This is a genomic window from Rothia sp. HMSC078H08 (assembly GCF_001808955.1).
Classification (GTDB): domain Bacteria; phylum Actinomycetota; class Actinomycetes; order Actinomycetales; family Micrococcaceae; genus Rothia.
In genome coordinates this window covers 390543-405630 of the sequence record NZ_KV795257.1, presented here as the reverse complement: position 1 = coordinate 405630, position 15088 = coordinate 390543, and the positions used below count along the sequence as shown (strand labels likewise).

Here is a 15088-nt window from a genome sequence, read left to right as displayed (position 1 = left end):
CGCCTCCCCGTTTTCTTGTATCGAGCATAAGGAGCATAGTGGCCCGCACGAGCTCATTGTCCCGAGGTGTTCAGCAGGAGAGTACGTCCCGTCAGGGGTCTGTGATTCAGGGGCAGAAGTTGGGTAAGCGCCTGGCTTTTCTGTTCTTGTTTGCGGTGCTTTTGGCGGGTGCTGTGGCTGCTTCTTTGCTGTTCGGATCGAATAATCTTCCGCCGGATGAGGTTCTGGCTGTTTTTAATGGCACTGCTTCTGAGCAGGCGCAGACGATTGTGATGGAGCAGCGTATTCCGCGTACCCTGGTGGGTCTTGCGGCGGGTGCGGCGTTGGCTGTTGCCGGTTCGCTGATGCAGTCGCTGACCCGTAACCCGTTGGCTGAGCCCGGCCTGATGGGTGTGAATGCCGGTGCTGCGGTGGCTGTGATTGGCTCCGTGGTGGTTTTTGGCGTGATGGGTATTTGGCAGTACATGGTTGCTGCGACGATTGGTGGCGCGTTGGCTGCGGTGCTGGTGTACACGCTGGGTCGTGGCCGTGACGGGTCGATTGTGAAGCTCGCTCTGGCGGGTGTGGCGATTTCTGCGGCGCTGTCGGCGATTGCGCAGGGCCTGATTTTGGCTGATCAGGATGCGTATAACGAGTTCCGTGTGTGGGTTGCCGGTTCGCTGGAGGGCCGCGGTATGGATATCGCGTCGACGGTGGGTCCGGTGATTGTGCTGGGTATGCTGGTGGCGTTCTTTGTGGCTCCTGCGATTAATGCTTTGAGTATGGGCGAGGAAGCTGCGACCAGCCTCGGCGTGAGTGTGCGTACGACCCAGAATCTGACTCTTCTGGCGGTGACGGTGCTTGCCGGTGCGGCGACTGCTGCGGTGGGTCCGATTGGTTTTGTGGGTTTGGCGGTGCCGTTTGTGGTGCGTGCCCTACTCGGTAATGATGTGCGCTGGGTGAATTATGGTTCGGCGTTGTTGGGTCCGGTGTGGCTGCTGTGTGCTGACGTGTTGGCGCGTGTGCTGGTGGCTCCGCAGGAGACTCAGGTGGGTATTGTGGCGACTCTTGCCGGTGCCCCGGTGTTCTTGTTCTTGATGACTCGTCGTAAGGTGGAGGCTCTCTAATGTCGAATTCTTCCGCTCTTTCGATGGCGACTGCCACCACCTCCGCTAATCGTTCGGCGCGTCGTCGTGGCCGCGATTTGGGTGGCCGCCCGGTGCTGACTGTGCGCGGTCCTGTGAGCGCTCAGGTGCCGTGGCGCGTACTGATTCTGAATGTGGCGTTGGTGGTGCTGATTGCGGCGCTGGCGTTTTGGGGCATGTTGCAGGGTGACTACAATATCGCCTCGGATAAGGTGATCCCGGCGTTGCTGGGTGAGGGCAAGCAGATTACGGTGGCTTTCGCTCAGCAGCGTGCGGCGCGTATTGTGGCGGCGCTTCTGGTGGGCGCGGCGCTTGGTCTGTCGGGTGCGATTTTCCAGGTGATTTCGGGTAATGCTCTGGGTTCGCCGGATATTATCGGCTTCACGAATGGTGCCGCGACCGGTGCGCTTCTGCAGATTATTGTGTTCAATTCCGGCCCCGTTGAGGTTGCTCTGGGTGCCGTTGTTGGTGGCTTGGCGACCTCGGTGCTGGTGTGGTTGTTGACTCGCCGTACGGGTCTGCACGGCTTCCGCCTGGTGCTGGTCGGTATTGGTGTGGGCTCGACCCTGGCGGCGTTCAACGCGTTGCTGGTGGTGCGTGCCTCGCTGACTCAGGCGCAGACCGCGGCGTCCTGGCTTGCAGGTTCGCTCAATGACATCACCTGGGAGCGCACCTACGCGCTGCTGGGCCTGCTACTCGTGGTGACTCCGCTGCTGCTGATGCTGGTCCGCCCGCTGGGCGCGATTCGTTTTGGCGACCAGGTGGCATCCGGTTTGGGTGTGAGCGTGAACGCGTACCGTGTGGCGGCGCTGTTCATCGGTGTGCTTCTGGTGTCGCTGGCGACCGCGACGACTGGCCCGATTGCCTTTGTCGCCTTGGCGGCACCGCACATCGCGAAGACCCTGTCTCGCAGCGGCGGGGTGGGTTTCACCTCCGCGGCACTCATGGGTGCGCTCATGGTGCTCGGCTCTGACCTGATTGGCCGATTCGCTGTTCCCGGACGCATCATTCAGGTGGGCGTAGTGACCGGCGCGATTGGCGGCCTGTACCTGATTTACCTGATTTACCTCGAAAGGAAGAAGAGCTAGTGAACACTAGTGTGACGACCCGCCTTGAAGGCGAGAACATGGTGGTTGCCTACGGTGAGCATACGGTGCTCAACGGGGTAGATTTTCAGGTGCCGGAGGGGGAGCTGACCGTTATCCTGGGCCCGAACGCCTGCGGTAAGTCGACCACCCTGAAGGCTCTTGCCCGCGTGAACCCGCTCAAGAAGGGCGAGGTTCGCCTGGACGGCACCCCGCTGCCGCAGATGAAGTCCCGCGCTATCGCCAAGATCCTGGCGATGCTGCCGCAGACCCCGGAGGCGCCTAGCGGCGTGACCGTGGCGGATGTGGTGGCGCGCGGCCGCTACCCGCACCAGTCGCTGCTGCGTTCCTGGTCTGATGAGGACGAGCGCGCCTGTGTGGAGGCGATGCAGGCGGCGAACGTGCTGGAGCTTGCTGAGCGTCCCATTGAGGCGCTTTCGGGTGGTCAGCGTCAGCGTGTGTGGATTGCCATGACCCTGGCGCAGCAGACCCCGCTGATTCTGCTCGATGAGCCGACCACCTACCTGGACATCACGCACCAGATTGAGGTGCTGAACCTGACGAAGAAATTGCATTCCGAAGGGCGAACGGTAGCCGTGGTGTTGCATGACCTGAACCTTGCTTTCAGGTATGCTACTCATGTTGTGTTAATGAAGCAGGGCCGGATTATCGCTCAGGGTGATCCGCGTGCGATAATTACACCGGAACTTATTCAGGAAGTTTTTGACCTGCAATCGGTCATTATTCCTGATCCGTGCACTGGTACCCCTTTGGTTATTCCGAAGGAGAACCAAACAATTCATATTGCCGCTGACGCTATTTCGGCGGCCCGCGAAAGCGAATAGTTTTCGCCCCTAAGCCGCGTGGGAGTTTGCACCAACCGTCTCAGTACGGGTGGAAAAGTTTGGCATTGCGCCGAGCAGCGAACGTTAGGATCTGAGGGACCCAGGATCCCCTGCGCGTAGGGCGCCTACCCGGTGCTCGCCCGTCTTTGACGCATGAACGGATCCGAGCACTGGGTAGGTTCCATTTTGGGAACCCGTAGATGAGGCACCGAGACTGCCGCATGAGACTTTGAAAGTTGCGACTTGAGAGGTTTGATGCACGGTCTCGGTGCCTCATCTCTTTTAACTTCTGAGCCGGGCTGGGATGAGCTGGTCTGGGCGGGGCTGGGCTGGGTTGCTCTGAGCCGGTCTGGGCGGGGCTGTGCCGGTCTGGGCGGGGCTGCGGCGGCTTCGTGCTTGGGTTTTAGCAGCGTGTGTTCGCTGTCATGAATGTCATCTTTTGGTTCTTTCGTTTTTCCCTTTGGCTGGAGTTTGGGTAAGGGATACCATAGAGTGAGGTAGTAGAGGCTAACTAACAATAATGCGCCTCCTCACCGATTCTCACCGATTGAGTGTTTCCACAGACCAAGGAGGAACCGTTGGGCGAGCACGAACCCACCGCGATCGTTCCCACGCAGAACGCTTCTGAACAAGCTGCTTCCGTGCAGCCGCGTACCGTTGCGCCGACCGTGCGCCCGGCCCCTCCCAAGATCCCGCGCCCCGTACCGGCACCGCGCGTGGACAGCCCCCTCGTCAGCGCCATTATCGCCAATGCGGTCAGCCCCGAAGAGCTGAATGCCCGCATCGTTGAGGTCGTCTCCGAAGGCACCCCCATTATCGAACCGGTGCACCGCGAAGACGGCAGCATCAGTGAGAACGAGCGCATCGTCACCTTCCTGTACCACAACGAGCAGGCGGAGCAGGTGCTCATGTTCATCAACCGCCTGACCGATGAGAAGAACCTTGACCGTTCCCTTATGGCCCGCATCGAGGGCACTGGCTGGTGGCAGCTGAGCATGCAGATGGAAACCACCTGGCGTGCCTCCTACAACTTCTTGCCGGCGCTGCCCGGCGAGCGCCCCGCCTGGCTGGGTGATGACGATCAGGTGCGCCTGCGCGCCGCCCTGGACTCCGGCGAGGGTGACCCGCTGAACCCCGAGACCGCGTGCAACCGTATCGGTCGTTGCATGGGGGTGGTGCAGCTTGAGCATGCGCCGGTGCAGGAGTTCATCCTGACTCAGGAAGAGATTGACGCGCTGCCCGCCCCCGAGTGGATGCAGACCTCTGACGGTCACCAGTATGTGCTCGGCCGCGTGGGTGACCCCGCCCCGGATGCGCCGCTGTTCATCCAGTTCGACGGTGAGATGTGGTTCAGCCAGGGTATGGAGCAGACCCTCAACCGCGCCCATGAGGCGGGCCGTATTCCGGCGATGCACGTGTTCTTCCTGCACTCCGGCGGCCGCGAGAACCGTTGGAAGGAACTGAACGGCGACAATCCGATTGCCGACTACCTGGTGGAGATTGCGTTCCCGCACCTGGAAGCGGTGCACGGCATTAAGACCGACCCGCAGAACATTGTGATTAACGGTCAGTCGCTGGGTGGCCTGTCCTCCCTGCTGGCGGTGCTGAGCCGTCCGGAGGCGTTTGGTGGCGCGATTGCGCAGTCTTCGTCGCTGTGGCAACCGCAGGTCATGGACCGCCTGGACGAGCTGGAGGCGGCGGGCGAGATTGACCGTCTGCGCCACCTGTACCTTGAGATTGAGGTGGGGGAGCAGGAGTGGGTTCTGGTGCCTCCTCACCGTGAGCTGAAGGAGCGCCTGGAAAAGCTGGGCCTGGAGAGAGCGCGTTGCACGACCTTCAACGGCGGTCACGATTATGCGTGCTGGCGCGGTGCGATTGTGCCGACCCTGGAGCGTATTATTGCTGCCAGCCGGGAGGCTGAACGCACTGAGCTGGGCTTTGCAGAGGACCTGCGAGAGGCTGCTTAGGGCTCCCGCACGGTAGAGCACGCCCCGCATGGTGGGCGTGCGGGGTTCCCGTTAGGGTAAACACCGCCGCGCCCGTATCCTAGAGAAGTACAGCCTAAGAGAAGTGCAACACTACCGCGCCGCGAGGGGTACCGAAGGGTACCCGGCGTAGGCTGCGCACCCGCCCTCATTGATGAGATGGCATCACGCTGCGAACACAACGTGAGCGCTATAGAAACCGCAAACGACACAGAAATCGAGAGAAGATGACCGTAGAACGTAGCCCCCTGGCCCCCACGCCGCTCATCCCCGAGTCTTTTGCCGCGAAGTACCGCGAAGCCGGCTACTGGATTGACCAGACCATCCCCGAGTTCCTGCTAGATGCATGCCGCGCAAAGCCGCACTTCCCGGCGCTGGTGGCGCTTTCGCACGCGCAGCTCGATGAAGACGGCAAGCCCCAGCAGGTTCGCCTCTCCTACGGTGAGCTGGAGGCGGCAGGTCGTGCCGCTGCGGCGCGCCTCGTTCAGGCTGGCGTGCAGCCCGGTGACCGTGTGCTGCTGCAGCTGGGCAACACCGCCGAGTACCTGGTGTATCTGCTGGGTATTTTCTGGGCGGCGGCGCTGCCGGTGTTCTGCCTGCCGCAGCACCGTACCACCGAGCTCGTGCACTTTGCGACCCGCACCGACGCTGCGGCGCACGTGTTCTCTTCGCTGACCCCGGGCGCAGATTTCACCGCCCTGCACGAGGACGTTGCCGCCGAGCTGCGCAAGAACTCCCTGGAGCCGCCGGTCGCTATTGATGTTGCGGAGCCGCTGACCCCGCTGACCGAAGAGGAACTCGCTGAAGAGTTCGTGCCCGGCGTCATTCAGAACACCGAGAACCTGCGTGCGAGCGAGCAGGTGGCGTTCCTGCAGCTCTCCGGCGGTACGACCGGCATTTCGAAGCTGATTCCTCGAACCCACGCCGCCTACCTGTACTCGGTGCGCGGCTCGGTCGATATCTGCAAGCTGAACAACAACACGACCATGCTCGTGGTGTTGCCCGCCGCGCACAACTTCACGATGAGCTCGCCCGGTATTCTGGGCGTCATGTGCGCCTCCGGCAAGCTGGTGTTTGCGGCGGATCCGTCCCCGCAGACTGCGTTCCACCTCATTGAGATGGAGGGTGTGACCACCTCCGCGCTGGTGCCGCCGCTGGCTCAGGCGTGGGTCGCCTCCGCGGAGAAGCGCGGCGTGTCCCTGCCGTCTCTGCAGACCCTGCAGGTGGGCGGTTCGAAGCTGGCCCCGGCGGTTGCGGGCAAGATTGAGTCGGTGCTCGGCTGCACCGTTCAGCAGGTGTTCGGCATGGCTGAGGGTCTGGTGAACTACACCCGCTCGACCGACCCGATTGAGCTGCGCCTGAGGACTCAGGGTTACCCGATTAGCCCCGACGATGAAATCCTGATTGTTGATGATCAGGACCAGCCGGTTAAGCGCGGCGAGAGCGGCCACCTGCTCACCCGCGGCCCCTACACGATTCGCGGCTACTACCTGGAGGAGAACGCAAACCGTTACGGATTCACCGAGGACGGCTTCTACCGCACCGGCGACATTGTGCGACTGGTCGCAGGCAAGTACCTTGAGGTGACCGGCCGCGCGAAGGACCAGATTAACCGCAACGGCGAGAAGATTGCCGTGGACGAAATCGAAGAGCTGGCGCTGACCCACCCCGACGTTTTTGACGCCGTGGTTCTGGGTATCCCGGATGAGACCGTGGGCGAGCGCGTGGGCCTGGTCATTGTGCCGCAGGAAGGCGCCGACCTGGGCGAGAACCCGCGCCGTACGATGCACGAGTTCTTCACCTCGAAGAAGCTCGCCGACTTCAAGATCCCGGAGCGCGTGCAGGTTCTGCAGGAGCTGCCCACCACGAACGTGGGTAAGATTTCTCGCCGCGAGCTGCGCGCCAAGCTTGCCGAAATTTTCGGCTAAACCCTTTGAGCTGATCATTTTCAGCTAAACCGTACGCCCTTATTCCTACCCCTATTGAGGAGAAAAATGTCCGCATTTGAGACCCTGCGCCCCATCATGGAGAAGTACATCGTCGAGCCCGACTCCCTGCAGACCGCTTTTGACGAGCCGACCACCGACCTGTTCTCCCTGGGCATGGATTCTATGGGCGCATTCGCCCTGCTCGACGACCTTGCCGCCGAGGGCGCCGTGATTGAGTTTACCGAGCTGGTGGAGAACCCGACCGTGGAGTTCATCGCCTCCCGCCTGGGCTAAGCGTTACCGCACCCCGAGTGCCCGCCTGCCGCGAATGCAGACGGGTGCCCGGGGTGTTTGCTACTCGCCTCGTTTTTCTGTGCGCCGGTTTTACGCCGTGTTGTGTAGCTGCGTTTGCACTTGTCAGCGCACTTCTGTTAGTGCACTTCTGCCAGCGCGAAACGGCGGGGGAGTAGCCCGACCCTTCACACACACCTCATCCCTAATCCAGATCCCTAATCCAGACCTTTGAGAGGCCACCATGGGCGTAGCTGATACTACCGCACCCGCTAGCTTCGGGACTGCTTCCGACCTTCGCACCGCCGCGAACCCCTCCGCACAGCACAGCGCTGACAGCCCCTGGCTGCCGCTGACCACTAACGCGCGCGGCATCTATTTTGCCGCCGCGATTGACCCGACGAACCCCTGCTACAACACCGCGGAGGTTCTGCAATGCCCCGCAGACACCGACCTCGCTCTGCTGCGTGAGGCTTTTGAGCAGCTCTACCGCGAGAACGAGGGCTTCCGCGTGCGCACCCGCATTGCCGATGGTGCCGCCTCCCAGCAGATTCTGACCGAGGAGGCGTTCCTTTCGGGCATTGACCTGCTCGTAGATGAAGGGGAGCTGAGCGGCACCGCCGAGGCGGGGGAGGAGAACGCCTCTGACCTGCCCGAATCGGCCCTGCCTGACTCTGATTTGCCCGCGCCGGTGAGCGCCTGGGCGCAGCGCCTGCTCGCCCAGCCCCTCGCCACCGATGAGGGCGTGACCGTGCGTAGCGCAGTGGTGCGTTACGGCGGGTTCCTCTGGGTGTACCATTCCTTCTCCCACGTGGTTGCCGACGGGTTCGCCGCGTTCAACGGCCTATCCCGCGTGGCGGCGATATACCGTGCCCTGTTCGCCGGTCAGCCGGTTCCGGCAACCCGCCGCATGAGCCTGCATCAGCTGCTCGATGCCGACGATGCCGCCTCCGGCGCCCGTGACGAAGACGTCGCCTTCTGGGAGGCGAGCGGCGCCCTGGAGCAGGAAGACACCTCGCTGGCGGGTCGTACGGCCTCCCCGTCGGCGCGGTCTGTGCGCCTGGCGTTCAGCATTGACGTGCCCACCCAGCAGGCTCTGCTGGATGCGGCAAAGCAGCACGCCGTCTCCTGGCCCGTGTTGGCGACCGCCGCCGTCGGCTCGTACCTGGCGCGTGTGGGCGGCTACCCGCAGGCTTCGTTCGGTGTGCCGCAGATGAACCGCATGTTCGCCCGCACCCTGCCGGAGGCGACCCGCGCCCTGGGTGCGGCGAGCGCGCAGACCGGCTGTACCGCGGTGAACGTGCTGCCGGTGCAGGTCGCGGCGACCGGTTCCATCGCAGAGTCCCTGCACTCGGTGAAGGAACAGTACGCCCGCAACGCTGAGCACCCGCTGGCTCGTCAGGAAGACCTGGAACGTACCGCACGTAACGCCCAGTCAAGGCTGTTTGGTGCGCAGATTAACGTGGTGCCCTTTGACGCGGTGCTGCCGCTGGCGGCACCCTCCAAGGACGAGTCCGGAACCGCGGTACCGACCGCGCGCATTCACAATATCTCTGCCGGTCCCGTTGCCGACGCGACCTTCACCCTGCGCGGCATGCCCGGCCGCGGCAACAGCATCTCCTGCGAGATTGACATGAACCCGGCGCTCTACACCGCTGAGGAGCTGGAACGTCACGCCGCCCGCCTGAGCGAGTGGCTGCCCGCCTACGCGGCGGAGGCGCAGCGCGAGGACGCTTCCCTGAACAACCTCGGCTTGGCGACCGAGGCGGAGCTTGCGACCCTGCGCGAGCTGACCGCCCCGGCGCTTACCGAGCACCCGATGGAGTACAAGACCCTGCTGGATCGTTTCCGTGACGCGGTGGCAGCGCATCCGCAGGCGCTCGCCGTGCTGGATTCTGCCCCCGTGCCCGGTGAGGTGCTCACCCCAGAGTCGGATCGCGCCTACGCTTTTGACCGCGCCCTCACCTACGCCGAGCTGGACGAGCGCGCCCGTGCGCTTGCCGCGCAGCTGCTGGACTGGGGCGTTCGCCCTTCCGATGCGGTGGGTCTGCGTGTGCACCGCGGCGCCGAGCAGTACGTGGCGCTGTACGCCCTGCTGTACGCTGGCGCCACCTACGTGCCGGTGCTTCCGGATCTGCCCGCCGAGCGTGTGGGCGTGATGATGGAGGACGCCGAATGTTCCCTGCTGCTGCACGGCCCCGGTCTGCAGCCCCTGAGCGCGGAAGAGCTGAACCCGCAGGAGCCGCAGCGTCACGCGAACCTGCCGCAGCATACTCTGCCCCTACTGAGCGCCGAGGAACCCAACGGGGAACACTCCTCAGCACCCGCCGCCGAGGAGCTTCCGGGCATGAAAACCGGCCTGGACGAGGACGCTTACGTGCTCTTCACCTCCGGCTCCACGGGCAGGCCTAAGGGCGTTGCCATCAGCCACCGCGCGATTGATAACCGCCTGCGCTGGCAGCAGCATCAGATTCCGGTGGGGGAGGGCGACCGCGTTCTGCACAAGACCCCCATCTCCTTTGACGTGCACGTGTGGGAGCTGTACTGGCCTCTCGCCGAGGGTGCCGCCGTGGTCATTGCCGCCCCGGAGGGTCACCGCGACCCCGCCTACCTGGCGCGCGTGTTTGCCGAGCAGTCCGTCACGGCGGTGCACTTTGTGCCGACCATGCTGTCGGCGCTGACCTCTTCGCCGGCGGCGCGCCGCATCCTGGCTGATGCTGGCTTCGGTCAGGATCGAGAGCAGCCCCTGCGCTACGTGGTCTGCTCGGGTGAGGCGCTGCAGAAGGACCAGGTGCAGGCTGCGGGCGAGGTTCTGGGCGTGTACCCGCTGAACCTGTACGGCCCGACCGAGGCGGCGGTGGACGTAACCTTCTGGGAGACCGCCGCCGACCCGCAGCGCGAGAGCGTGCCCATTGGCGAGCCCGTCTGGAACACCGGCACCCTGATTCTTGACCCGACCGGCCACCCCGTGCCGGTGGGTGTGACGGGCGAACTGCACCTGTCGGGCGTGCAGCTGGCGCGCGGCTACAAGAACAACCCGCAGGCGACCGCCGCGGCTTTCGTGGAGCAGGCTCCTGCTGGTGCGCTCGCACTGCTGAACGGTGAGAGTCAGCGCCTGTACCGTACGGGCGATTTGGCGTGCTGGGAGATTCTTCCCGATGGCCGTGCCGTCATTGGTTACCGCGGCCGCACGGACTATCAGATTAAGGTGCGCGGTCAGCGCCTGGAGCTGGGCGATATTGAGATGGCTCTTGCCGCGGTTGAGGGTGTGAGCGCTTCGGTGGCTCTGCTGTACCGCGGTTTGCGCGAGCCTGCCCTGGCGGCGGTGCTGGAGGTGGGCGATGTGCCCGCCGAGCGTGCCGCGCAGCTGGTGGAGACGGCGCGTGAGCATTGTGCGCAGGTTCTGCCGGATTACATGGTGCCGACCCTGTGGCATACCCTGCCTGCGTTGCCGGTGAGCCCCTCCGGTAAGGCGGATCGCAAGCTGTTGGCGTCCCTGGACCTGACCCCTCAGACTTCCGATGCCGAGGGTCCGCACGGTCTGCTGGAGCAGCAGCTGTGCTCGATTATTGCGGGTGTGCTGGGTCGTGAGCGTTTTGGCGTGGACGAGGATTTCTTCGCCTCGGGCGGTCATTCGCTGGCGGCTCTTGAGGTGATTGCCGCGGTTGAGGAGCAGCTGGGTCTGAGCGTGAGCATCGGTGCGCTGTTTGCGCATCCGACCGTGCAGGCTTTGGCGGCGTCCATTGCGGGCGAGCGTGGCGAGGGTGCCGAGTTCGCGCCGGTTCTGCCGCTGCGTGAGCACGTTTTGACTCAGCGCGAACACGTTGTGACTCAGCGTGAGCAGCCCGTTGTCCCCGATACTACCGAGGCCCCCGCGCCGCTGTTTATCCTGCCGCCTGCGGGTGGTTTGGGCTGGTGCTATGCGGGGTACCTTTCGCATCTTCCGGCTCAGCAGGGTGTGTATGCTGTGCAGGCTGAGGCGTTCTCTGATCCGCAGGCTGGGTTTGCGTCGAGCCTGCAGGAGCTGGCTGAGGGCTACCTGAAGCTGATTGAGAAGACCCTGGCGGAGCGTTCGTTGCCGCGTCGTTTTGCGTTGATGGGCTGGTCTGTTGGCGGTACTGCCGCGGTGCAGGTTGCGGCTCTGGCGCAGGCTGCGGGTGCGCAGGTTGAGCGCGTCATCCTGTTGGATGCGTATCCTTCGGAGCAGTGGCAGGGCGTGCCTGCGCCGGATGAGCAGGAGAGCTTCCGTGCGCTGTTGCGTATGGGCGGTTTGCCGGAGCCTGCGGCTGGTGAGCAGCTTGACCTGCCGGGTACGTTGGAGCGTCTGCAGCGGGCGGGTTCGGCGATGGGTTACCTACCGGAGGAGAAGTTGGGTGTGTGCTTGGGTAGTATGCGTGCTTCGGCGGCGTTGATGCGTGGTGCTGAGCAGGCGTTCTTTGATGGTGATGTGTTGCTGGTGGGTGTGCCGCATGAGGATCAGCCGTATTTGGACGCGGCGGGTTGGTCGGCGCATGCGTCGTCGTTCCGTGCGGTGCTGCTGGAGGGTACGCACCCTGATCTGGTGAATCCGGCGCGTTTGGCGGAGGTGACCGGCCACTTCGCAGGCTAACTCCCTATAACTGTTTTCCCCATAACTGATGTAGCCCGGAGGTAATAGTCGTTACCTCCGGGCTACATCAGTTAAAACATGCAGTCCAGCTACAGCACAAAGTTAAAACACGAATGCCCCCGGTCGATGAATCATCAACCGGGGGCATTCGTTTAGCTTCTAACGCAGAACCGGGGTTCTACAGTCAAATGCTTAGTGCTGCTCCAGCTCGGAGTTAGCGTTCACGTTCAGCAGGTCGTACTTAGCGAATGCCTTCGCGGGAACGTCTGCTGCAACCTCGCCGCGCTTTGCCAGCATCTGCAGGGTGCGGACAACAACCGACTCTGCATCGATGTGGAAGAAGCGACGTGCACCCGGGCGGGTGTCTGCGAAGCCGAAGCCGTCAGCACCCAGGGTTGCGAAGTCGTTCGGAACGAACTGGCGGATCTGGTCGGGAACATCCGAAGCGAAGTCGGTGGTCGCGACGATCGGGCCAGCAGCGCCAGCCAGCTTCTGGGTCACGTAAGGAACGCGAGCGGGCTGGTTCGGGTTCAGCAGAGCCTCTTCCTCAGCGGCAATGCCGTCGCGGCGCAGCTCGGTCCACGAGGTGACAGACCAGACGTCTGCGGAGACGCCCCAGTCCTCAGCCAGCAGCTGCTGAGCCTTCTCAGCCCACGGAACAGCAACGCCGGATGCCAGCAGCTGTGCCTTGGGGCCGGAGGTCAGCGGGGACTCGCTAATCTTGTGGATACCCTTGATGATGCCCTCAACGTCAACGTTTGCCGGCTCAGCAGGCTGGTGAATCGGCTCGTTGTACACGGTCAGGTAGTACATGACGTTGTGGTCTTCGTCCTTGGTACCGTACATCTGCTCGATACCGCGCTCCACGATGTGAGCGATCTCGTAGCCGTAAGCCGGGTCGTAGATCTTGAACGCCGGGTTGGTGGACGCCAGAATCGGGGAGTGGCCATCGTTGTGCTGCAGACCCTCACCGGACAGGGTGGTACGACCTGCGGTTGCACCGATGACGAAGCCGCGGCACAGCTGGTCGGCAGCAGCCCAGAAGCCGTCGCCAGTGCGCTGGAAGCCGAACATCGAGTAGAAGATGTAAATCGGGATCATCGGCTCGCCGTGGGTGTCGTAGGAGGAGCCCAGTGCGATGAACGCAGCGGTTGCGCCTGCCTCGTTAATACCCACGTGAACGATCTGGCCCTCGGGGGACTCGGTGTAGGTGAGCATGAGCTGGTGGTCAACGGGCACGTAGTTCTGACCGTTGGGGTTGTACAGCTTAGCCGAGGGGAAGAAGGAGTCCATACCGAAGGTACGTGCCTCATCGGGGGTGATGGGAGCGATACGGTGACCGAAGCCCTTCACGCGCATGAGGTCCTTCATCAGGCGGACGAACGCCATGGTGGTAGCAGCGGTCTGCTTGCCGGAGCCCTTCTTGGTCTGTGCGTAGACCTTGGACTCGGGCAGGATAATCTCAGGCTGGGTGTTTGCACGGCCGGGGATGTAACCGCCGAGTTCCTTACGGCGTGCGTGCATGTACTGCAGTGCCGGGTGGCTTGCCTCGGGCACGTAGTACGGCGGGTTGTACAGATCCTTCTCCAGCTCCTCGTCGGAGATGGGGATGTTCAGGTGGTCACGGAAGCCCTTCAGTGCTTCCATGGTGAACTTCTTGATCTGGTGGGTGGAGTTACGTGCCTCGAAGTAGGGGCCGAGCTCCGCACCCTTAATGGACTGTGCCAGGATGACGGTGGGCTTGCCCTTGGTCTCCATAGCTTCCTTGTAGGCTGCGTAGAGCTTCTTGTCGTCGTGGCCACCCAGGCGCAGGTTGAAGATCTGCTCGTCGGTCAGGTCTGCAACCAGTTCCTTGGTTTCGGGGTACTTGCCGAAGAAGTGCTCGCGGATGTAGCCACCGTCTTCGCCACGGAAGGTCTGGTAGTCACCGTCGAGGGTCTCGTTCATCAGCTGGATGAGCTTGCCGCTCTTGTCCTTCTTGAGCAGCTCGTCGTAGTCGGAGCCCCACAGGACCTTGATGACGTGCCAGCCTGCGCCGCGGAAGAATGCCTCGAGCTCCTGAACGATCTTGCCGTTACCGCGAACGGGGCCGTCCAGACGCTGCAGGTTGCAGTTGACGACGAAGGTCAGGTTGTCCAGGTGCTCGTTTGCAGCCAGCTGCAGTGCACCACGCGACTCGGGCTCGTCCATTTCGCCGTCGCCCAGGAATGCCCAGACGTGCTGCTCGGAGGTGTCCTTGATCTTGTGGTTGTGCAGGTACTTGTTGAAGGATGCCTGGTGGATTGCGTTCAGGGGGCCCAGACCCATGGAAACGGTCGGGAACTGCCAGAACTCGGGCATGCAACGGGGGTGCGGGTACGAAGGAATACCGTTTGCGCCCTTGGTCTTCTCCTGGCGGAAGCCGTCCATCTGCTCTTCGGTCAGGACGCCCTCAACGAATGCGCGGGAGTAGACACCGGGGGAGGAGTGACCCTGGAAGAAGACCTGGTCACCGCCACCGGGGTGGTTACGGCCGCGGAAGAAGTGGTTCTGGCCCATTTCGTAGAGGTCAGCCACACCTGCGAAGGTGGAGATGTGACCGCCAACGCCGATGCCCTTCTTCTGGGCACGCTGAACCATGATTGCTGCGTTCCAACGAATCCATGCGCGGTACTGGCGCTCGAGTTCCTCATCACCGGGGTACTCGGGCTGCTGGTCGACGGGGATGGTGTTGATGTAGTCGGTCTTGACCAGAGTCGGGACCTTAACACCCTTTGCGCCAGCCTCCTTGAGCAGTGCGCGAAGGATGTACTCTGCACGCTCGGTGCCGTGAGTCTTGATAAGGTCCTCGAGGGACTCGGCCCACTCCTGGGTCTCTTCTACGTCGATGTCCTTGAAGCCATCGAGAAGGGTGCTCAGGGAGTGCTCGTTCGGTACGTTAGCCAAACTAATCCAACCTCTCTTCTGTGCGGTTGTGAGATCGCCCGCCGCGCGTTGTTGCGTTGTCGAACAATCTTTGTGTTTAAGCGCTATAGGTCTGTAAGACCCACTTCGCTTCTTATCTCTACTATCTTAGACCTAAAGGTGCCTCTCTTGGTCTCAAATGGGGGTTTTTGTGATGTGGGTTTCGCATTGTGACTATCTGAGTGGAAAAAATGCGCATCAAAAGTACTAGTTAGGGTCTTTTTGCACCTAAATGGCGCGGAATGGCGGGGTTGGCGGAATGGCGCGGAATGAGAGGG

Annotated in this window: 8 protein-coding genes; 7 read left to right on the top strand and 1 reads right to left on the bottom strand. The window is 62.7% G+C overall.

Annotated elements, in window-relative coordinates; translation table 11 throughout:
• Window positions 1–38: 38 nt before the first annotated feature.
• From HMPREF2528_RS08380 to HMPREF2528_RS08350, 7 genes are all read left to right on the top strand, one after another.
• Window positions 39–1106, top strand: a complete 1068-nt coding sequence (locus tag HMPREF2528_RS08380; RefSeq protein ID WP_083294445.1) for a FecCD family ABC transporter permease — start codon at window positions 39–41, stop codon at window positions 1104–1106.
• Window positions 1106–2212, top strand: a complete 1107-nt coding sequence (locus HMPREF2528_RS08375) for a FecCD family ABC transporter permease (protein WP_012903306.1) — start codon at window positions 1106–1108, stop codon at window positions 2210–2212. Before HMPREF2528_RS08380 ends, HMPREF2528_RS08375 begins: the two co-directional genes overlap by 1 nt.
• Window positions 2212–3054: an ABC transporter ATP-binding protein gene (locus tag HMPREF2528_RS08370; protein ID WP_060824615.1), complete on the top strand. Its 843-nt coding sequence runs from the start codon at window positions 2212–2214 to the stop codon at window positions 3052–3054. The genes HMPREF2528_RS08375 and HMPREF2528_RS08370 overlap by 1 nt, the downstream gene beginning before the upstream one ends.
• Window positions 3055–3632: 578 nt before the next feature.
• Complete coding sequence (locus tag HMPREF2528_RS08365) at window positions 3633–5021, top strand: enterochelin esterase domain-containing protein (RefSeq protein WP_070543726.1); 1389 nt, start codon at window positions 3633–3635, stop codon at window positions 5019–5021.
• A 245-nt stretch (window positions 5022–5266) separates the two neighbouring features.
• Window positions 5267–6967: a (2,3-dihydroxybenzoyl)adenylate synthase gene (locus HMPREF2528_RS08360; RefSeq protein ID WP_070543725.1), complete on the top strand. Its 1701-nt coding sequence runs from the start codon at window positions 5267–5269 to the stop codon at window positions 6965–6967.
• A 66-nt stretch (window positions 6968–7033) separates the two neighbouring features.
• Window positions 7034–7261, top strand: coding sequence for a phosphopantetheine-binding protein (locus HMPREF2528_RS08355; RefSeq protein ID WP_005507422.1), 228 nt, complete (start codon window positions 7034–7036; stop codon window positions 7259–7261).
• 241 nt (window positions 7262–7502) lie between these two features.
• Window positions 7503–11867 carry a non-ribosomal peptide synthetase gene (locus HMPREF2528_RS08350; RefSeq protein ID WP_210397114.1) on the top strand — a complete coding sequence of 1455 codons (4365 nt, stop codon included), beginning with the start codon at window positions 7503–7505 and terminating at the stop codon, window positions 11865–11867.
• A 192-nt stretch (window positions 11868–12059) separates the two neighbouring features.
• Here the strand turns inward: HMPREF2528_RS08350 and aceE are convergent, their stop codons facing one another.
• Entirely contained in the window at window positions 12060–14792 is a 2733-nt protein-coding gene (gene aceE, locus HMPREF2528_RS08345) for a pyruvate dehydrogenase (acetyl-transferring), homodimeric type (RefSeq protein ID WP_049352774.1), read from the bottom strand.
• Between the last annotated feature and the right edge of the window lie 296 nt (window positions 14793–15088).